This window comes from Streptomyces sp. NPDC001787, from assembly GCF_040297465.1.
Lineage (GTDB): Bacteria > Actinomycetota > Actinomycetes > Streptomycetales > Streptomycetaceae > Streptomyces.
Map to the genome: position 1 here is coordinate 223,876 of NZ_JBEOZE010000008.1, position 18,765 is coordinate 242,640.

Genomic DNA, 18,765 nt, shown 5'->3' on the forward strand with positions numbered 1-18,765 from the left:
GCCCCTCGACTATGACCGCCTCTCACACCACCGCGATCGCCGTTTCCCGCCCGGGATGCTTCAAGGCCGCCGGCCTGATCGCTCCGGTCTCAGCCTTCTCGCCTGCCCCGGTAGCGGGAGTTCCGGCCGGTGCTCGGTGTCCCCGCTGTGAACGTGATGCGCTGTACGGCCTGGAGTGCGCGCACTGCGGCCGTGTCATCATCACCGGCCTGATCGGAGGTCCGCGCCTGTGCCCAGCAGAGGAGCGCGCGCAGACTACCGGACGTCCGTACTGCCCGAAGTGCTACACAACCGACGCCCAGCTGTACGTCACGGGAGCTGGAGACATGTGCGGTCCGTGTGCGGTCCGAATCCTGGGGCGCCGAGTATCGGACCTCACGCCGGTTGCGGAGACGCCCACGGCGTGACCCGTGGGGTAGGGAGCTGCACACTCTGAACAGCGGATGGCCGTCGGTGGCCCGCCCGGGACGACGTGCGAAGGGCCTCCGGGCGGGCTCCGCTGTCAACGATGCCAGTTGGCATCGAGTGACTGAGCGAGGCGCGACCGAAGTCGGGCTTGAGCTGGGGTGCCGTTGAACGGCAAACTCGATCCCGGAGAGCAGCCGGCCTCCCACTGGTTCCTGCGGCAGCGGGGATGCAGCCCGCCCCCGGCGCGGGCCCTGCCCGTGCGCCTCCAGTCTGTGAGCGCGCCTTGCGATTCTGGGAGGAACCGCCATGCCCGTCACTGATGAACTCGCTGACCGCTTGCCGCCGGCCGATGCCGTGCACATGGCCTGGTCGCTGGTACTGGCGGCGAGCGAGCCGTCTGCCCGCCGTAAGAAGGCCGTCCGGTTCATCAAGAAATACCGGCCTGTCCCGGCCATGGAAGACACCCAGGGTGCGACCGTCTTCCTCATCGCATCGGTCGCCAGCCTGTTCTTGGGGAACCGGCAGACTGCTGGCGAGGACGCGGCTGGCGTCGTCAAGGTGCGCGAACTGGTGGCCGAACGGATTGTTGGTAGCGGTGCCGTCGCGGACCTGAGCGCACAGGACCGGGCCGAGGCGGTTGCCTTCATCACCGAGCTCCTCAGGCAGCTCCCAGCGGACGGAGAGCGCGATGTCCTGGCCTGGTACTACAGCTGGCGGGCGGAGAGGGCAGGGAGCGATCAGCCCGGCCCGAACCACATGGCCGTCCTGACGTGCGCGCTGCTGGCAGTGGTCGATCTCGGCGACGTCGCCAACGATCGACCGATCATGCGGGATGTCGTGGATCAGGTGCTGGAGGGGAACTTCCGCCTCCCGTAAGGGGCTGGCAGTAGGGCGCCGCGGACGTACCCGTCCTGGAACGCTGGAACTACTGACGTCACAAACCGGCACTCCCGAGGCCGACTGTGTTGTTGACAGAGGTGCCCGCTGCGGGATCCGTCTGCCGGAAGTCGTGAGCTGCTCCTGTCACGCTGCGTCCAGCTCTGGCCCTCTCCCCGCAGGGAGAGGGCCAGAGCCGTACCTGTGTCGGTGGGCGCGAGCTGTCAGTGCTCGTAATCCGGCTTCAAGCCGAGGACGTTGGAGATGAGCGGCACACCGATCGTCAGAGTGAGCATCGACCGGAAGGACTGGGGGATCAGGGTGCTGCCGATCTGGTGGAAGTGGTCGGCCAGAGTGCCCTCTTCGAAGCCGTCGGTGAGGAGGTCCCATGGTGATTGGCGGTGCGGTCGTTCCCTGAACTGGGTAGCCGTGGTGACGGCGTAGCAGATGACAGCCGGCCACAGCTGTTCGACCAGGTAGTCCTGCGCTGCTGGAGGGCTGTCCTTCTCGTCCTCTTCCAGGATGGCGGCCATTTCGGCGTGGAAGCGGTCGCGCAGGTCGGGGTGGGCGGCCTCGACCGCCATGACAAGGGTGTTCAGGCTTGTGCCTGGTCCCAGTCCCTGCAGGGCCGGCGGCAAGTCGCCGGGCGGAAGCCACACCCAGACCTGGCCCGGGTCGAACCAGTGCGGTAGCGGTAGCCGCAGAACGCCATCGTCGCCTTCGAGTCGATCGCGGAAGTCCGGGCCGGCGGCGCAGGCCAAGAGAGCGGTCACTGCTGACCAGCCTGCTGGCGCGGCGGCATCCTCGTCGGTCAGCGCGTCGATGAGGTAGGCCAGGCGCAGCGGGTGACCGCCGAGGGTGTCGCCGTCGAATACGCAGAAGGGGCAGTGGAGAAGCCGGTCGTGCTCGGTGGCCGGCAGCAGGTGGGCGGCCGGGTACCTGTCGCCACACAGGGAGCATTGCGCGTTATTGACCAGTTCGTCGACCTTGGATGCACGGGCGCGTCCGAGCTCCTCTCCTACCGTGTGCACGATGTCCGTGAGTGGTGTGGTGCCAGGCAGGGTGAGCACCATCGCTTCCCCGGAGTTGATGGGGATCTTGGGCGTGATGAGGGTCAGCTCAGGGACGGTGGTGAGGTCGTAATGATCCGGGTCGTCGGGATCTGCCTCGGTGTCCGTTCCACCCGGCCGGGAGAGCATGGACCAGACCGGCCCAAGCCAGCTGGTCCAGATGCCGCCTTCGGGAAACCCGTCGGTCTCTACAGGCCAGCCCTCGACTTGGAACGCGTTGATCAGGCGGTCATGGAGGTCGGCCGTCAGGATTTCCTTGGGGGCGGGGGTGTGAAGTCGGGCGGCACGGGCGTGGCTGCCGCCATCGGCCTCGGCTCGGATGGCCAACTTCTTCTTGCGGTTGCGCGTCACGCGTGCTCGTCATCCCGTGCGGTCCCACGTCCCGCACTTCGGCATTTCAAGCACAGGTGATCGGTGAGTGAGATTCGACAGAACCTTGTCCGCCGGCGCTGCTGGTCACGTGGGGACGCGCAGCATCGGAGTCGGGCGATCACTACCGCCGCGTTGACGGTAGCGCGGCGGCCCCTACGCGGGCAATCGGCTCGGTGAGGCACCCACGATCGCGCTCTCGTGGGCAGAAGCCGGTGAAGCCCTGACGGACGACGCGCGGCGGCGCAGGTAGAGATGTCTGCCCGTTCATCCTGCCGCTTCCGAGCCGGTATGCTGCCCGGCAGGCGGCCACGACCGCCGACCGCTGAAGGGGCCTTCCGCCCACGCCGGAGACCTCGTTGGTAGGCCAAGCCGTCCTTCGACGCATCGTGCACCTGACCATGCCTGTCTTCAGAGCGGCGTGTGCGTGGGGCACGCCGCTGCATGGAGTCAGACATGCCTACCAATCCGCCCCGAAAGTCGCGGAAGCGCACGCGAGAACTGCGAGAGCTGAGCCGAGCCGCCGGCCTGCGGTTCACCGAGGCGATGCGGGCGAACGATCGCACCCGAGCTGGCGACCGGCCCCTACCGCTGCGCCCCTCCCCCACCCGCACCATGCTGTTGCCGCTCGTACCGGACGCCCTGGCCGGCCTGTACGAACTGGATGGCCTGCTCCTGAGGCTCCGCATGGACATGGTTCTGAATCATGAGGGGGAGCTTGTGGGCTATCGGGACAGCGGAGGTGTGCCGATCCCCGGCGCGCCGATTGAGGACGTCACCGAGGCGTACTGGCAGGTCCGCCATGCTCTACCCGAGGGGACGGAGGAGCTGGTGGACGGGACAGAGGAGTACCCGCCCAACATGCTGCTGCTGGTGGGGCCCGACGGCGGGAACGTGGTGCACCTGGCGTCGATTGAGGTAGCCGAAGCGGATCTCGCCCTGCTCACCACGTTCGCCGACGCCCTCGATCGCGCGGCCCGTCCGCGTCCCGGCTCGGAGTTCCAGTCCCTGAGAGAGGCGCTCGGTGAGCTTGGACGAGTGCCCTACTACTCATGGATGCCCAAGGGGGACGAGGCCGTCGTCGCCAACTGGGTGCGGCAAGCGCTGTCACCGGTCCTGGTCTCGCCTTTCGACGGCCCTCACGGATCCGACGACTACGAGACGCTGTCCGGTGTGCTGCGGTACGCCGAGGGCCTGGGCTGGGAGAGCGTCGAAGTGAACCAGGATGAAGAGGAGGCGGCCGAGCGAGCGTCGTTCAGCATGATGCGCGCGGCGGGGTGGACCTGACAGCCCGCTCCGGGGCCTGGGGTCATCCGTGATGGCCAGAAGGCTGTGCAGCACCGATAGGAAGGGGCCTACCACTGGCCTGGTGGCGGTGGGCGTCTTCAGGCGGACGCGGTTCCGCACCATCCTGCGTCTACTACCTTCAGACCCATGACGATTCCGCCCCAGCCCTCCTCCGCCAGCCCCGCCCCCACCGCTTCGGAGATCTCCGCTGCGCTGTCGGCGCTCGGTGTGTACGCCAGCGTCCCCTCAGAGGTCGAACTCGCGCAGCAGGCCGCTGCTGTCGGCGGCGAGCAGGTCCTGGCCGCCATCCTCGCGAACGCCCTGTACGGGGCGTCGATCGGCACCGGGATGGTCACCGAGGGCCGGATGCTCGAAGGCGGTGCCGGCGGCCGCGAGCTCGGCCTGGCCCGCGAGCAGGTCCTCAAGGCGTCCGGCGCGGACGGCGTGGGCGTCATGGGCGTCCTGCACTGGCAGGCGGGCCAGGTACGTCAGCTGCTGAAGGCGATGAATGAGGGCGGCGCCGGGCCCATCGTGGAAGCCGCTGGGCACGCGTCCAACGCGCTGCTGGACCTCCTGGCCTGCACGACCGTGACCGCCGTCGACGACGTGCGCGCCGCCGAGATCCCCGAGCAGCTCGTCCGTGCCCGTCGAGCGCTCGAGGCTGGCATCGCCGCGATCGACGCGCTGCCCGGCGCTGTCGCCGAGATGTTTCTCGGGTCCGTCACTGACTGACGCAGCGCAACGAATGCCTCGTGCCCGCGGGCATGTTCTCCCCGGGCATACCGGCTGGCCAGCGCTCTGCAGCCGGTACAGGGATCCGTCACGGTGGCGTACTCATCACGGCTTTGCGTACCTGCTCGGCGCGGCGGCGAGCCCGATGGGGCCTGCCTGCATGCCGCACGCCTCACCGTGTTCGGTGCCCGAGGATTCGAAGGGATCGCGGGGGGTCGCGTCTTCGGATCCCAGGCTGCTGCCCGGTTCAGCGACGGGACGCCGCTCGCCCCCGGAAATTGCGCAGCCCTCTGTCGGTGCCGGGTGGAAGGATCGCCAGTGGCCGGCCGTCCGGCCGTAACGGGGGGGGAGAACCATGAGCAGCGAGAGCACGTACGAGTGGCCGCGTGGGGCGACACCGTCGGACATGATCCAGCTGGAGGCGTGGCTCGCCCAGCACGGATGGGAAGTCGACCCCACCGTCTACATGGCCGGCGCGGGCGGTGCGGCCGTCCAGGTGCGGCGTACCGGCGCGGCCTGGCAGGACGGGGAGGCTGGACTGCTCATCCTGCCCGCGGAGACGGTGCTCTGGAACGGCACCCGGATGCAGATCGCACCCCCGGCTGCTGTACCGGCCCGCTGTGCAACCTCGTAGGGTCAGGGTTCGAAGATCACGAGGGGTAGGGGTTCGGGTGGACATCAACGAGCAGATCGAGGCGTCGCGGACGTGGGAGCACGGCGACCCGGGGCCGCGCCCCTACGACCCGGACTCCGCCGCGCTGGTGCGCATGGCCGCGTTCCTGGAGCGGATCGCCACCTTCATCAAGGAAGACCCGGAAGCCTCGGCCCTGGTCCACACCGGCAACGACCCGGCCGTACTGCTCCCGTTGGCGGAAACGGCCCCGGGCCGGGAGCGGCTGCGCCTCGCGTTCGACGAAGACCCCGGCATGGTGATGTGGCTGGAGTCCAGCGCCGCCGGCCGGGACGTCCTCGCCCGGGTCCAGATGTCCGTGGACACCCCGGACCCGGGGGTGGCCGCGGAAGCGATACGCACCGCGCCGTCACCGCGGGTCGCCGAGCAGCGGCGCCGACGGCACGAGGAGAGAGTGCGGGACCACGAGGAGCACCTGCGCTACCTGGCAAGCCCTGAGCACGCGGCCCGCAGGCAGCAGACGTACGAGGTGATGATGTCGGCCCTCGAGGCGCAGCGCGGCGCGGATTAGAGGCATCACACGGCTGGCGGTGGGCGAGCGCCACATGCTTCCGGCCCCCTCCGAACTTCATGTCGGAGGGGGCCGGTGCGTTGGTAGCGGGGACAGGATTTGAACCTGCGACCTCTGGGTTATGAGCCCAGCGAGCTACCGAGCTGCTCCACCCCGCGTCGGTAGGACCACCCTACGCTACTGGCCGTCGGTCCCAGACCGCATTTCCCCTGGCAGCGCCACTTCTGCCCCACCAGCCTCAATTTCGGTATCCAACGCACTCTTCTGTCCCGGCGGGCCTGTAGGTGAGGGGCCACGCCGGCCCCGGAACGAAGGAGGACGCGGTGAAGGAAGCGACCAGGGGCCCAGTGATCGCGGTGGGCCTGGCGCAGCGGCCGGGCACGGAGCCCCCCTGCGCAGACGGGGTCGACGTGCAGCGGCGCGGGGAGACGGTGTGCGCGGCTGTGGTGGACGGGGCCGGGCACCACCCGGACACCGTGCGGTACGCCGCGCTCACCCCGCCGGTGATCACGCACATCGGGATGGAGCTGGGCGGGCTGCCGGGGCTGATGACGGCCGGACAGATGGCCGCGGCCTACAACCGGCCACCGCACGCGTCGGCGGTGTTCGCCTGCGCGCAGCCGGGGCAGCCGACGTCCGTCCATTGGATCGGGGACTGCCGGGCGTACGGCTGGCGGGAGGACGCCGGGCTCACCCTCTGGTCCGACGACCAGACCATGGGGAACTGGTTGCGGTGGAACGGTGGTGCGGCTGTGCAACTGGAGGCCGCGAAGCACGACAACTGGGCCCGCCTGGGGCTGGCGCAGTCCAGCGCGGCGACGTGCCGGCAGGTGCAGATCCCCGAGGCGGGGGCCCGCCTCGTGCTGGTGATGTCCGACGGAGTGTCCGACCAGGTGAGGGCGGAGACGATCACCCGGCTGTGCAGCGAGCACTCGGACGGGCCGCAGGCCCTCGCCGACGCCTTGGTGGCGGCGGCTGTGGCCGAGGAGAGCGGCTACCGGGACGACGCCACCGTGGTGGTGCTGCGGCTGCGTTGAGGGGCGTTTCGCAGGCCCGCCGCCGGCGCCCGTACTTTCGGGGCGCCGGCGTCAGGGCCGCCATGCCTCGTTGAAGTCCGGGTGCCCGCTGTAAGTCACGGCGATGGCCCGGGCCACCTCGTAGACGGGACAGTCGTAGTGGCGCGGTAGGAGATGGCCCCGGTCGCAGGGGTCGGTGGGTGGGAAGTCTGCTTCGTCGCAGGTACACAGGGGGGACTCGTCCGCGATCAGCAGGCGCTGGGTCTCCAGCCGCAGGGCAGCGCCGGTGGCGGCGGCGTCCTCCGCCAGGCGCGCGATGGCGAACTCGACGACCTCGAGGGGGCGTTCTCGTCTCCTTCCATCGTGGGCAGTCTGCACCGGCCGGCTCATCTCGGTGGGCGTTCACCCGGGCGGGTGGCACGTCCTTGGCCGCCTGAAGGGCTCGGGGCTATGGTCGGGCGCGGCCCCCGTGCGGCCGAAGGTTCCCGTCCCGTCCCATGACCGCGACGTACATCAGGCCGAAGGTGCTCCGCATCAGCGCGTGTTTCGTCCTGTCCGTGCTGTCCGGCCGGCGGGTCATGGGCCGCGGGCTGTGAAGGACGTACCGATGACGAAGAACCACGCTCGCAAGTCCGCGGCCCGCGCCCGCGCCGCCATGACTGGCCAGCCCTACACGTCCGCCGGCCTCCGGCGCGAGTCCGAACTCGTCGTGCTGCGCCAGTACGGGAACGGCGGCCCGGGCTGCCTCACCCTGGTCGTCGCGAACTGGACGGCTCCGGGGAATCGGTCCCTGCTCGGCATCGCGCCCGGAGTGGTGCACCAGTGGCCGAGTTCCGCCCAGCCCGGCAAGCCGCGTGTCGACCCGTACCGGCACATGATCGAGCACGGCTGGTCCGACGGCGCGGATCCCTCCATCGGGGTGGCCCAGTGGGGTGTCGTGTTCGCCACTCCGGATGGTGTCCTGAGCGGCATCGCCTGGGACGACTGCCTGCTGTACGCCGAGGCCTTGCAGCTCACGCCGACCAACCACGCCGCGCTGGCCTGTGCCCATGACGGTCTGGTCCGCGTCGTGGTCACCAAGACGGCACAGCCGGCCGACCGCAGCGCCACCCAGGCGTGGGTCCTGAGCTTGCTGTCCACGCCCCGGCTGGCGGTAAAGGCCTTGTTCCAGATCCACGAGTCGCCCTGCCTGCCGGGCACGTTTGTGGAGCACGTCAACAGCCGGATGCCCGACGGTGTCGCCCTGGTCTCCCCTGGATCGGGTTTCCTGCCGCCGTGGTTGACCGGCCCGGCGTAGCCCCGACGTTCTGCGACCCGGCGGCTCTTGCCGGCTGGGGGCAGCAGCGTCGTTGGGCTGATCAGGCGGCCAGGCCGAGGAAGCGGGTCGGGTTCTCCCTCCAGGGGACCTTCTTGCGGCGGTAGGCGTCGAAGGCGGTGCTGCGCAGCGAGTGCCGTGAGTGCAGGGCGACCGTCTCGGGCGGGCTGCCGGCGGCCAGGGCCTGCTGGATCCAGCCGCGGCGGAAGCTGTGGCCGGTGATGCGGCGGACGGCGGCGCGGGCCGCGCGGCGGGCGGTGCGCCACGTCTTGAGGACGGCGTTGGCCTCTTCGGCGGTGGGCGCGGCGTCGGCGGCCGCGAACGCTTCCTGCCTCGCCTGGGCCGCGGCGGCGCGCTCCTCGGGGGTCGGAGTGGGGGTCAGCTCGGCGGCGCGGGCGGTGGCCTTGATGATGTCGTTGACCGTGTCGGCGGTGATGCCGCCGCGGCGGCGGTCGTCCTTGGCCCGCCGTCCGGCGGCCTTGACGCCGATATTGCCGTGCCGGTCGATGCGGCGCAGCAGCGGGCCGGGGGTGAGCTGGTCGTCGTCGGCGAGGACGTCGAGCCATTCACGCAGGGCGTGGATGGGGCACAGTTCCGTGTCGGCGGGGGCGAGGATGCGCACTTCCTGCCCGCGCGCGGCCTGGTCGGCCTTGGAGCGGCGGATCTTGATGATCAGGGCCTGGTGGGGGCGCTTCCGGCCGTCCTCGTCCTCGATCTGCACGGTGCGGATCTTGGCGTCGTGCAGGTTGAGGCGGGCGGGCTCGGAGGCGCGGGCGGCCATCCACCAGGCAATAAGCAGGACGGCGGCGTCCCGCTTGCCGCGCGCCGTGGTGCGGTCCAGCTTGCGCACCATCAGGCGCAGTTCGTCCAGGTCGACGGCGTCGGCCTGGAGCGGGCCGGGCTCCACCAGGGGGTCGTCGGCCTCCTCCCCGGCGCGGTGGCGGATGACGAGCTGGCAGGCCTTGACCTCCTTCTCCGACAGCGGTGTGCCCTGGATGGCGCGCATCGCGCGCAGGGTGCTGAAGTGGGCCTCGATCGAGTTCGCGGGGTGGCCGCGGTCGCCGAGATCGGAGAGGTAGGACAGCACCGCGTTGGGCTCGTCCTCGGCCCAGTCGTAGGTGGCGCACCACAGGGCGTAGGAACGCCAGCGGCTGGCCCGGGCGTTGTGGGAGTTGCGGGGGACGGAGTCGGTGAGCTTGCGGGCGGCCGAGGCCGAGATCCGCTCGCCGGCCGGAGAGACGATGTCCGGCTCGGCGCGGCGCCGGCGCCGGACGGCCGGAGTGCGGCCGGGCCCGGCGGTGGGGACGAGTTCGGTCGACGTCATGACGCGGGCTGCTCCTCGTGCGCGCGGGCGGTGGCTTCGGCGGCGGCGTTCGGGCGAGGTTCGCTGCCGGGGAGCGGTGGCTGGCCGGCGGCCTGGCGGCGCTGCACGGTTGCGGTGTGGGCCCGCAGGGCGGCGGCGGCCGGGTCGGCGGCGAGGTGCAGCGCGCGGTCGCAGGCGAGGCAGGGGGTGCCGCACAGGGAGCGCTCGAAGTCGTGCGGGCTCACGGGCAGGGTGCCGCAGGCCATGCGCCACCGGCCGGGGCGCTCCTGGCGGGCGGTGTGGTCGACGCGGCCGCCGTGGACGCGGACGAGCCTGGTCTCCGCCTCCACTTCGCGCAGCACCTCGGCCATCTCGTCGCGGATGAAGACCAGCGGGCGTGCCGACATGGCCGGACTGGGCGAGATGGCCGGGCGCGTGTGGGCAAAGGGTGCTGTCGGCGGTGTCACCGGCCGGCCTCCGGTCGCTCAACGTGGAACTCGATGAACTCGCGGCCGCCGCGCATCACGGTCTTCTCCCGGAAGGGGGCTCGCTCTGCCGCGAGCTGGGCCCGGAACTGGTCGGCGGCGCTGGTCTTCCCGCTGCTCGGGGGGCCCAGGTAGATCTCCTCGCCGGGCAGGTTGGCTTCCGGGAACAGCCCCGCGTCCGCCGGTACCTGCTGCTGCGGGATCTCCCCCGTCATCTTCTCCCCCTGCGCTCTCGGGCCGTCCTGGCGAAGTTGTTGCGTGAGCCGGATACCTGCTCACGCGGGTTGTCGTGTCCCCCGCAGTTTCTGATTCCGGCTAAGCAGAGAGTATCCGGAATCAGGACCCGGCGCAGGGCCGACACCCGTCCGTACGGGATTCAACTAAATGGGGCGCCGGGAGCCCGTCCGATCAGCACCGAAGGCGCAGGAGGTGATCTGAACGCGCGATGACGCTAGCGGTACGACTGGGCCGGGAATGCACATCACGCCTGAGAATGGCGTACAGAGCTTCACCGCAGTTCAGAGGCAGTTGCGCATCAGGTGGTTACGACTCAATAGTAATCGCGTTTGAGTTGAGTTGTAAGTTCAAGATCCATCCTCTACGGTGCAGAACGATCCGGTGACCAGCCGGGCACGAAAACGCGGACCGGCGGGACGCGTAGAGCAAGGAGACCCGTTGAGACGGCGGCGATGGCGCGGCGGCGGCGACGGTCCGCTCATGGACCTGATCAACCTGGCGGGCATCTTCGCGCCCGTGTTCCTGGCCGCGGCCCTCCTCGTCGGCCGGCACCTCGGCTGACACCCCGCCCACACATCAGCCGCCCTCCACCTTCAACCCGAACGGGGAAAGCCATGCCGAGTCCTGCTGAACTGCGCCAGAGGGCTGCCGAGTTGGAGGCCCGCATCCCTCCAGCCGACGCCGGTCCCCGCACGGACAACGAGCGGATGTTCGCGGAGAAGGCCACCGCACTGCGCGCTGAGGCCGACCGCCTGGAGGCCGAGGCGGTCCCCGGCACCACCGGGACCCTCGCCGAGCGCATCAGCGACGTCATCGCCAACGAGGTCCCCGCCGCCTACGCCGATCTGGCGAGCGCGCGGGCACGGGAGGTCGTCGCGGCGTGGCAGGACGACGCCACACAGACGATCGACGGCGTCCGGGCATGGTTCGCGCTGTACCGCCCACAGCTTCCTCGTTCAGCGGCTCAGGCACTGGACGTCCTGCTGAACGAGCACGCCGACGAGGAACGATGAGCACGATCCCCTACACGCACTGGGCGTACTTCCCGGACCGGGCCAGCGCTGAGGGATGCGCGAAGGAACTGGCGGACTACGTGACCCGTATCAGCGAGCCGGACCCCGCAATCACACCGAAGTGGCAGCTCCTGGCCGCACGTGACGTCGAGGTCAGCAGGCTGGTGGAGCGGCACCGGGAGGTCGAGGCGATCGTCACCCGGCACGGGGGCGACTACGACGGCGGAGAGGCGACGTACGAGTCCGGGCGCCCCGTGGCGGACCCGATGATCGTCGACCGCGACGAGAACTGAAACGGCCGGGAGACGAGAGCAGCGATGACCACGAAGACCCTCCGGCACGGCAAGGCGGCCGCCACGGACGAGTGGCTGGCCAGGAAGCTCATCGAGGCCGGGTTCGGCGGCGCCGACTGCGACTTCCCCGACTGCACGAACGCCCGCGCACCGCGTCCTCCGGGCAAGTCCGGCTCGCCGACCAAGTTCTGCGTGCAGCACAACAACCCGCGCGACCGCCAGAAGGCATACCGGGCACGCAAGGACCTGGAGAAGGAGCGCGCGGCCCGACCGGAGCCCGTGCCGGTGCAGCAGGCCGTCGCCCGGGGCGTCCGCGAGGAGCAGGTCCTCGCCTCCCTACTGCCCCGGGTGCTGACCGCGCTGGAGGCCGTGCACCAGGGACAGCAGGCAGGCGCGGACACCGCGGCGATCGCTGCCCACATCACCGAGGTCAACAGCGCCGCCGATGAGCGGGCCCGCCAGGCCGAGGCGCGCCGCGAGACAGCGGTAGAGGACGCCGGGAAGGCCCGCGAGGAGGCCGCCCGCAGTGAACAGGACGCGGCCGACGCACGCGCGGAGCAGCAGGCAGCGCAGAAGGAGGCAGCCACCGCCCTGCGGGAAGCCGCTGACGCCGACAGCCGCGCCACCGCGGAGCGCGCCGCGCTCGACGAGCTGTCCGGGGCGCATCGCGAGCTGCGCGACACCCACCAGCAGCTCAGCGGCGCGCACGACCTGCTGAAGACGCGGCACAAGGAACTGGAGCAGGCCCACACCGACCTCACTGAGGAGCACCGCCAGCTCGTCGCCGCCCACGGCCGGCTCCAGGGCGAGGCCGAGACGCAGAGCCGCCGCCTGGAGGAGTTGTCCGGCCAGCACACCCGGCTTGAGGAGACGCAGCGGCGCACGGCCGCCGACCTCGCCGCCGCCCAGAGCGAGAACACCGGTCTGGCAGCCCGTCTTGAGGAACTCCAGGCGCACCGCGAAGAACTCAAGACCGAGAACGGCCGGCTGAACGGCCTGCTGGAGGAGGAACGCGAGCGGCACCGCCGGGAGCTGGCCGCCCTGCAAACGCAGCTCGACACCGCCCGGAAGGCCCCCGCCCCAGACACGACCGCCGGACACGACGACAGCGACACCCTCGGTCCGGACCCGGCCGACAGCGACGAAGGCACCGACGCCGCACAGGACGAACCCAGGGCTCCTGTCGCCATCGAGGACCTGGGCGTGCACGGCGGGGCCGGGTGGACGCTGGTGCGCTACGAAGACGATCACAGTCGCTGGCGGGTGCTGCGCGACGGCGAGATCGCGGGCAGCATCCAGCCCGAACACTCCCTGCACGGAACCTCGCTCCTCGGCTGGTCCGCCCGGACCAGCCACGCCATGCCGCTGCGGCCGCCCCACGGCCAGAAGCACTTCGCCAACCGTGAGCAGGCCGCGGGCGCGGTAGTCCGAGACGGGCTGCGCCGAGCCGCGGCCCCCGGCTCGGCAGCCGCGGTGGCCGACGCCTTCGCCGCGCTGACCGAACCGGACCAGAACGCTCTGGTAGCCGCCGTCATCCCACTGGCCATCGCCACATCGGAGCGCGCCGGCAAGCTGGCCCGCCTTCCGCAGGCTGTCCGGGAAGCCGCCCTGCGCACCGCGCTGCGGGTGCCCGGCGAAGCCGACCTCCAGCAGCTCACTGCCCTCGACGCCGCAGAACTCGGCCGCAGCAAGGAAGCGCGGCAACTGCTCCGCGCACTTCAGGACCTGTCCCCGGCCGCGGCGCAGCAGGAGACCGGTCCGGTGGACCTGGGCACGATCGGCGGACGCGCCTGGCGGCTGGAGCCCGACCCCACCTATCGGGGCGGCTACCAGGTGTTGGCCGACGGAACCGAGCGCGGCGCCGTCGCTCCCGTCCGACAGCGCAAGACCGACACCGTCCGGTGGACGGCCGAGCACCGGCGGCGCGCTCTCGGACGCAGCCCGGCCCATGCCGGCCGGGATGCCGCTGCCCGGGCCGTGATCGCGGCGGAGGAGGCCTGGGTTCCGCTGCCCGATCTGGACGACGAGGCCTACCTGCGCATTCCGGCGGGGCTCCGCAGCGACCTCTACGTCGCGGCCGGACGGGTCGACTCGCGGCGCGGCCGGCTCGCCCAGGTCCAGCCGGGCGCCTACCGCCAGCAGCTCCACGCCGCACTCAGCCAGGCCAGGCGCAGCGCCAGCGGCCGGATCCGCAGCCAGCACCTGGCGGTTCTGCTCGACGCCGCCCGCGAAGACCTCGGCGCTCCCGGTAGTACAGCCGCAGACCGGTTGTACGAGGCGATTCAAGGCATCCGCAGCGTCTTCGTGACGAGCACGTCCTCGAGGCCATAAGAGGCCGTCTCGGAAAGAAGCTGTCTCCCCGACCGAAGACGATGGAAGACACCACATGGACACCCTGCAACCGGCCGGTCCTGTAACCACGGCCGTGACCACGCTTCTCCTGGCACACCACCCCAAGGCGAAGTTCGACGCGACCGGCGCCGTCGTCACGGCTGGATTCCTGTGCTCACCGGGCGCGCCAGGTTCAGCTCAGGCACGCGTCAGCCACCGCACCCCGTTCCCGAGTTCCGCCAATGGGCTTTCTTTCGAAGGGGTCGCGGCTGAGGAGTACGTCCTCGTCGCCGCCTATGCCGACCTCCTGCGCGAACACGGCTGGACGGTAATTGACCGTACGACCAACCGGCCCAGGCTTCTCGTCTCGAAGCCCCCTGCGGTTCCGCTCCAACCGGACTGAGGCTCCTGCGCTACGCCTCTGTACCCCCGTCTCGAGCTGTCGCATTCTTCAGGCTGCGGTCGGGGAGTCCGCGGGCAGGCTGATGTCCGACCCCTACATGTGAGGCGTCGCCCGGGGCCGGGCTGCTTCTTCGGTGAATTCGCGAGAAGACGACGCTATCGAGGTTCGGCGGTTCAGTGGGCTTTCCCAACGCCTTCCTGGAGCTGTCATGAACCTTGCCGACCTCAACCGTCTGCGTAGCGAAACCAAGCACCTGCGCGCGGTGGACACCCAGGACATCCCCGGCGCGGAGCGAACCCTCCTGCTCGGCTACACCTGTGACCGGGACACTTGGCATGTGTACGTGCGTGGTGCCTACCTGCACGTCCTGGTGTACAACCACGTCACTCGCGTAGTGGTGCGCTACGAGAAGCACTTCCACTGGCAGGCGGCCGACCTGGTGCCTGACAAGCGGGTCTACCCGGAGAGCACCGACCTGGAGTTCGCCCGGCTTTTGACGTCCCACGGGGTGGATCTTCAGTTCGCCTCGTTCGACACGGCCCGATTTGACCGCCTCGCGCGGAAGCCCTTCCACGGGGCGATCTACGACTCGGCCACTCGGGGTCTTGCCGACGTGGAGGGAGGCTCCCTGTGACCGCTGTGGGTGAACAGCAGGGGACGCCCCCGGAGATGACCAGTTCCTGGACGCCGCAGGCTCACGCCGAACGGCTCGACGCCGAACGCCGGGAACGGCAGGAGTTGGCCCATCGGATCGGCCGGACGCTCGCTGCCGAGTTCAACGACCGACAGGTCGAGGGCGGAGGCTGGCGTCACCAGGTCGCTCCCGTGAACTTCGTGAGCGTCCTCCTGACGCACCCCAGCGGGATGAGCTTGTCGCTCACGCATGAGGGCAGCTACCGCAAGGACGCGGCAGGTAGGCGGCTCACGGTGCGCGGCGGCTACCCATCCGAGTACTGCGGATGGCGAGCCGAGCCCGTGACCGTGGGGATCGACACCTCCAGCGAAAGCAAGGCCCGTCAGATCATCAGGCGTCTGCTGCCCGACTACCTGAGCACCTTCGGGGCTGCCCGTGCGATGCAACAAAGGGTCCAGGAGGAAACACGGAGCCGGCAGAGGCTCAACCGACGCATGCAGGACGTACTGCCAGCGCTGCGGGCCGCCCCGTACGAGCAGCCGCATGCTGTCGACGCCCGCAAACAGTCGCATTGGTCAGCGGCTCAGCATCGGCCAGATGGGGCCTCGGCGCCCCGAGCGCACTGCTCCGGCTCCGTACGGCTGGCTGATGACGCCTCGTCGGCAGAGGTCCTGAAGCTGACGAACGTGCCAGCAGACCTGCTCCTGGAGATCCTCGCCCTGGTCAACGCGCAATCGGTCCTCGAAGGCCGCGTGATGCCCCGAATGATCTCTCCCCAGCGCCCCGAGCTGCCCGCCGCGCCCACGGTCATCCACGTCTGAAGCCGGAGGCGGGGCGAGTCCAGGGCCGCCCACGCCTCCAACCGCGCCCGCCCGGCCGGGGAGGCAGCTCGCACCCTCTGCGAGCGCACCGGTCCGTTCACATGCTGTCCGCCAGCACCGCCCCGCGGCTCTCCCGCCCGTCTCGTCGGGTGCTGCGGCCATGGTCATGGGCGTACAGAAATAGCCGACTCCCTGCGGAACCACCTCGGGCCGGTCGCGGTCTGCCCCCGGGTGCAGCGGAGGGAGATTCGCCACGACTGCGAGCTGGGCGCGGACTCGACAAGCATCGGCTCCACTTCGCCGCCCTACCACCGAGCGGCGCGACGTCGGCGGCCTCCAATCGGCGGTCTCGCCCCGTCGAAACTCACCTGGACTCCCAGACGAAGGAACGCGCGTATGACGGAAGAACTCAAGAGGATGCTCGACGGCTTCTCGGTCGGCGACCATGTGACGGCCACGGGTGCTGACACTCGCGGTCATCAGGTCACTCGCACGGGCTACCTCCTCGCCGAACCGCAGCTCGTTGGCGCCCGGCGCAACGGCTGCCCGGCCAAGGGCCTTCGCCTGTTCATCGGAGCGAAGGGCACGGACGCGAGCGACCGCACCACCTGGACCACGCTCTTCTCCGACGCAGGCGTCATCGAGCACACCCCGGAGCCGGAGGCCGGCAAGTGGTCCATGACCGAGCTCCGCTTCGTTCCGGGCGTGAAGGCCAGCAGCCACACGACCCGCATCCTGTTCGGTGGTAAGGGCGGCGCCCGCTCGACCGGACCGACCCAGGCCACGCCAGTCACCGTCACGTACACCGACGACGGCATCTACGCTCTGTGGGACCCGGCCTCCGACACGACGCATGCGACCATCAGGCTCTCGGCCAAGATCTGGTGGGCGCACCTTCCTCCGGAAGCCGCCGTCGATCCCGCGAGCGCGGAGTAGCGGCGGCCAACGAAGACCTGGAAGCCCACCCCTAGCAGCGACGCCCCCACCGTGGAGATCCACAGTGGGGGCGTCCGTGTCGAGTTGGTGGGGCACGCCTTGCGGCGGCAGGTCAGCGCCTACGCCTGGGGGCGCCCTACCGTGTGATCACCATCGTGTCGGCGACCTTGTCGTGCAGGCACTGCTGGTACGGCTTATCCCAGCAGCACCAGAGCGGGTTGAGAAGGCCGAGGACCGGAATCACCGCGGCGACGAAGAAGAAGGTCTCCCGTCCCATCGCCCGCCAGAAGCCGGTCGGCAGGGCTGACTGACTCCGCACGATGCGGATTTTGCAAATCCTCTTCCCGATGGTGGAACCGAACCGCCAGACGCTGAAGGGGAAGTACAGGACGTAGGTGGTGAGCAGCCAGGCCACCAGCACTGTCTGTCCGGCGGCGCCGGCGCCGGAATCGATCCAGATCATCAGCGGTATCGCCGTCACGAAGTAGGCGACGTACCAGATCACGAGGTCCAGAAGCCGGGCTCCGAGCCGGGCTCCGATGTTGGCGAGCAGCGGGCCTGCCGGCGGCCCGCCATGCACCGGCCCGACATGTGGGTGGCCCGGGGCATAGGACGCGTACGCGGCCGGGGCGTGGCTGAGTGAGCCGTACGCGCTGCCAGCGGCGGGAGTGGGGTCGGAAGGGCCGTAGGGCTGTGTCGTCATGAAGGCTTCCTGGACCGTCGGTGGTTGGGACGCTGGAAAGCTAGGCCCCGATCCGGACATCTCCCATGGCTCACCTTCTACCTCGGCGCAAGGTGGCCGGCGTCGTCGCGCGTACGGCTCAGATGGATGGGCCTGAGTCGTACGCCCTCGAGGGCCGGGTGTTCTGCCGACGGACACCTCACCTGTGGCGCGCCGCCCAGTCTGATCCACTCGGGCATGACGCTCGGCGTATGCCGCCTACTGCTGTCCGACTGGGCACCTGCCGGTCTCGGGCATCACGGCCGCCGGTTCTCGCCCGTACGAGCCTCTGGCCCCCGGATCCCGTTCAGTCTGCCTTCCAGCCGGAATCGAAGTTCTAGGAGAGCAGCATGACGACCACACTGGAGCGCCTGGCCACTGAGCCGAAGCACGAGACGGCCATCCTCCTGCCCAACGTGTGGTCCGATCTTCAGCGTTGCGTCCTTGCGCTGTGCCCGTGCGGCAGCGCAGCCAGAGTGGACGTCCGTGATGGCGTCCTGGGCGCACACGAGCCGAAGGCCGAGTGGACCTTGGACGGTAAGCGTCGTGCTGTCATCCGGGATGCGTACGGCATCGGCTCCACCTGCCGCTACAGCGGGCGGGCCGTCACCCTGGCCTCCGCCCTGGAGCGTGACAACGTGCTGACCCCGGCCGAGCGCGAGGTCCGTGACAGGACTCAGCGGCTCCTCGAAGCCGGGGTCGTGTTCGCCCCTCCCCGCGGATACGCCCTGCCGAAGGCAGCGGCCAACCTTCTCTCCCATGCCGAGGACCACGGCTGGACTGCCGCACAGGCATGGACCCCGTACGAGGACGGGTTCACCCTGAACGTCCGCGTGAGCCGTGCTGCGGAAGACGGATCGGGATGGCAGTTCGACCTGTCGTGGTTCTGCGCACCCGGAGTCGCCCGACGGACTCGGTTCGGGCTGAGCCGGTCGCCGGATCGCAGGGGCCTCTACGACACCCCGTCGGTGAAGGCGATCCACGGTGTCATCGCTGCCCATTCCGTGCGCCAGAAGGCATGACGCGCTGCGGCGCCGGCTGGTCACGCTGTCCGCGCGCGTGGACGCGCATCCGTACTGGGAGGGCCGCAGTCCTCCGGCGGGCGCTCGTGCGCAGGTGCGCCGGCTGGCCCGTGAGCGGGTGAGCCCGCCGGATGGGTTCGGGTCGTGAGGCGACGAGGACTGCCGGGTCGGCGCCGCGGGTTGTCGAGCGGTCGGAAGGTGGCTGGCGCTGAACCGCGTAAGAGGTCTGGCCTGGCGCATTCTCCCGCTGCGTCGCCCCGGCCGGGGTGCTTGCGTCCGGGCGGTCGAGCT

Annotated in this window: 23 protein-coding genes and 1 tRNA gene; 17 read left to right on the plus strand and 7 right to left on the minus strand. The window is 70.2% G+C overall.

The genetic code is table 11. The features are described from left to right. Positions 1 to 714 precede the first annotated feature (714 nt). Positions 715 to 1,284 (plus strand): hypothetical protein, encoded by a 570-nt coding sequence (locus ABT170_RS14545; protein WP_351867276.1) that lies wholly within the window; start codon positions 715 to 717, stop codon positions 1,282 to 1,284. A gap of 224 nt (positions 1,285 to 1,508) precedes the next feature. On the opposite strand, the gene ABT170_RS14550 is transcribed toward ABT170_RS14545, so the two are convergent. After that, entirely contained in the window at positions 1,509 to 2,705 is a 1,197-nt protein-coding gene (locus ABT170_RS14550; protein ID WP_351867279.1) for a hypothetical protein, read from the minus strand. Positions 2,706 to 3,179: 474 nt separating this feature from the next. On the opposite strand from ABT170_RS14550, the gene ABT170_RS14555 reads away from it, so the two are divergent. The 4 genes from ABT170_RS14555 to ABT170_RS14570 all read left to right on the plus strand — a co-directional run bounded on the left by ABT170_RS14555 (position 3,180) and on the right by ABT170_RS14570 (position 5,944). After that, positions 3,180 to 4,010 (plus strand): hypothetical protein, encoded by an 831-nt coding sequence (locus ABT170_RS14555; RefSeq protein ID WP_351867282.1) that lies wholly within the window; start codon positions 3,180 to 3,182, stop codon positions 4,008 to 4,010. A 147-nt stretch (positions 4,011 to 4,157) separates the two neighbouring features. Next, entirely contained in the window at positions 4,158 to 4,742 is a 585-nt protein-coding gene (locus ABT170_RS14560; protein WP_351867285.1) for a DUF6245 family protein, read from the plus strand. A gap of 355 nt (positions 4,743 to 5,097) precedes the next feature. Then, positions 5,098 to 5,376, plus strand: a complete 279-nt coding sequence (locus ABT170_RS14565; protein ID WP_332758412.1) for a hypothetical protein — start codon at positions 5,098 to 5,100, stop codon at positions 5,374 to 5,376. 37 nt (positions 5,377 to 5,413) lie between these two features. Continuing rightward, the gene (locus tag ABT170_RS14570) at positions 5,414 to 5,944 is read left to right on the plus strand and encodes a hypothetical protein (protein WP_351867288.1); all 531 of its coding nucleotides are present in this window, start codon (positions 5,414 to 5,416) and stop codon (positions 5,942 to 5,944) included. Positions 5,945 to 6,025: 81 nt separating this feature from the next. Here ABT170_RS14570 and ABT170_RS14575 read toward each other — a convergent pair. Continuing rightward, positions 6,026 to 6,102 (minus strand) — tRNA-Met (locus ABT170_RS14575). 165 nt (positions 6,103 to 6,267) lie between these two features. On the opposite strand from ABT170_RS14575, the gene ABT170_RS14580 reads away from it, so the two are divergent. Next, positions 6,268 to 6,981, plus strand: a complete 714-nt coding sequence (locus tag ABT170_RS14580) for a SpoIIE family protein phosphatase (protein ID WP_351867291.1) — start codon at positions 6,268 to 6,270, stop codon at positions 6,979 to 6,981. A gap of 51 nt (positions 6,982 to 7,032) precedes the next feature. On the opposite strand, the gene ABT170_RS14585 is transcribed toward ABT170_RS14580, so the two are convergent. Continuing rightward, positions 7,033 to 7,338, minus strand: coding sequence for a hypothetical protein (locus ABT170_RS14585; protein WP_351867294.1), 306 nt, complete (start codon positions 7,336 to 7,338; stop codon positions 7,033 to 7,035). A gap of 229 nt (positions 7,339 to 7,567) precedes the next feature. Here ABT170_RS14585 and ABT170_RS14590 point away from each other — a divergent pair, with 229 nt between their 5' ends. Continuing rightward, on the plus strand, positions 7,568 to 8,257 hold the full coding sequence (locus ABT170_RS14590) for a hypothetical protein (RefSeq protein ID WP_351867297.1): 690 nt from the start codon (positions 7,568 to 7,570) through the stop codon (positions 8,255 to 8,257). A 61-nt stretch (positions 8,258 to 8,318) separates the two neighbouring features. On the opposite strand, the gene ABT170_RS14595 is transcribed toward ABT170_RS14590, so the two are convergent. Genes ABT170_RS14595 through ABT170_RS14605 form a run of 3 tightly spaced genes read right to left on the minus strand, consistent with a single transcriptional unit; the run spans position 8,319 to position 10,278 of the window. Further along, entirely contained in the window at positions 8,319 to 9,599 is a 1,281-nt protein-coding gene (locus tag ABT170_RS14595; protein WP_351867300.1) for a site-specific integrase, read from the minus strand. Then, on the minus strand, positions 9,596 to 9,985 hold the full coding sequence (locus tag ABT170_RS14600) for a hypothetical protein (protein WP_351867303.1): 390 nt from the start codon (positions 9,983 to 9,985) through the stop codon (positions 9,596 to 9,598). The genes ABT170_RS14595 and ABT170_RS14600 overlap by 4 nt, the downstream gene beginning before the upstream one ends. Before the next feature lie 56 nt (positions 9,986 to 10,041). Further along, positions 10,042 to 10,278, minus strand: coding sequence for a hypothetical protein (locus tag ABT170_RS14605; protein WP_351867306.1), 237 nt, complete (start codon positions 10,276 to 10,278; stop codon positions 10,042 to 10,044). A gap of 460 nt (positions 10,279 to 10,738) precedes the next feature. Between ABT170_RS14605 and ABT170_RS14610 the strand changes: the two genes are divergently transcribed. The 8 genes from ABT170_RS14610 (at position 10,739) to ABT170_RS14645 (ending at position 16,731) form a co-directional block, all read left to right on the plus strand. Then, positions 10,739 to 10,861, plus strand: coding sequence for a hypothetical protein (locus tag ABT170_RS14610; RefSeq protein ID WP_351867308.1), 123 nt, complete (start codon positions 10,739 to 10,741; stop codon positions 10,859 to 10,861). A gap of 53 nt (positions 10,862 to 10,914) precedes the next feature. Continuing rightward, positions 10,915 to 11,313, plus strand: a complete 399-nt coding sequence (locus tag ABT170_RS14615; protein ID WP_351867311.1) for a hypothetical protein — start codon at positions 10,915 to 10,917, stop codon at positions 11,311 to 11,313. After that, on the plus strand, positions 11,310 to 11,606 hold the full coding sequence (locus ABT170_RS14620; protein ID WP_351867314.1) for a ribonuclease E inhibitor RraB: 297 nt from the start codon (positions 11,310 to 11,312) through the stop codon (positions 11,604 to 11,606). The genes ABT170_RS14615 and ABT170_RS14620 overlap by 4 nt, the downstream gene beginning before the upstream one ends. Before the next feature lie 24 nt (positions 11,607 to 11,630). After that, positions 11,631 to 13,937 carry a hypothetical protein gene (locus tag ABT170_RS14625; RefSeq protein WP_351867317.1) on the plus strand — a complete coding sequence of 769 codons (2,307 nt, stop codon included), beginning with the start codon at positions 11,631 to 11,633 and terminating at the stop codon, positions 13,935 to 13,937. 55 nt (positions 13,938 to 13,992) lie between these two features. Continuing rightward, on the plus strand, positions 13,993 to 14,340 hold the full coding sequence (locus ABT170_RS14630) for a hypothetical protein (protein WP_351867320.1): 348 nt from the start codon (positions 13,993 to 13,995) through the stop codon (positions 14,338 to 14,340). Between the two features lie 208 nt (positions 14,341 to 14,548). Beyond that, complete coding sequence (locus ABT170_RS14635) at positions 14,549 to 14,974, plus strand: hypothetical protein (protein WP_351867323.1); 426 nt, start codon at positions 14,549 to 14,551, stop codon at positions 14,972 to 14,974. Further along, positions 14,971 to 15,795 carry a hypothetical protein gene (locus tag ABT170_RS14640; protein WP_351867325.1) on the plus strand — a complete coding sequence of 275 codons (825 nt, stop codon included), beginning with the start codon at positions 14,971 to 14,973 and terminating at the stop codon, positions 15,793 to 15,795. The genes ABT170_RS14635 and ABT170_RS14640 overlap by 4 nt, the downstream gene beginning before the upstream one ends. Positions 15,796 to 16,191: 396 nt before the next feature. After that, positions 16,192 to 16,731 (plus strand): hypothetical protein, encoded by a 540-nt coding sequence (locus ABT170_RS14645; protein WP_351867328.1) that lies wholly within the window; start codon positions 16,192 to 16,194, stop codon positions 16,729 to 16,731. 136 nt (positions 16,732 to 16,867) lie between these two features. Here ABT170_RS14645 and ABT170_RS14650 read toward each other — a convergent pair whose 3' ends face one another. After that, the gene (locus ABT170_RS14650) at positions 16,868 to 17,434 is read right to left on the minus strand and encodes an RDD family protein (RefSeq protein ID WP_351867331.1); all 567 of its coding nucleotides are present in this window, start codon (positions 17,432 to 17,434) and stop codon (positions 16,868 to 16,870) included. 368 nt (positions 17,435 to 17,802) lie between these two features. On the opposite strand from ABT170_RS14650, the gene ABT170_RS14655 reads away from it, so the two are divergent. Together ABT170_RS14655 and ABT170_RS40605 are read left to right on the plus strand one after the other, a co-directional pair. Continuing rightward, positions 17,803 to 18,474 (plus strand): hypothetical protein, encoded by a 672-nt coding sequence (locus ABT170_RS14655; RefSeq protein WP_351867333.1) that lies wholly within the window; start codon positions 17,803 to 17,805, stop codon positions 18,472 to 18,474. 37 nt (positions 18,475 to 18,511) lie between these two features. Next, entirely contained in the window at positions 18,512 to 18,622 is a 111-nt protein-coding gene (locus ABT170_RS40605; protein WP_502970518.1) for a hypothetical protein, read from the plus strand. Positions 18,623 to 18,765 lie beyond the last annotated feature (143 nt).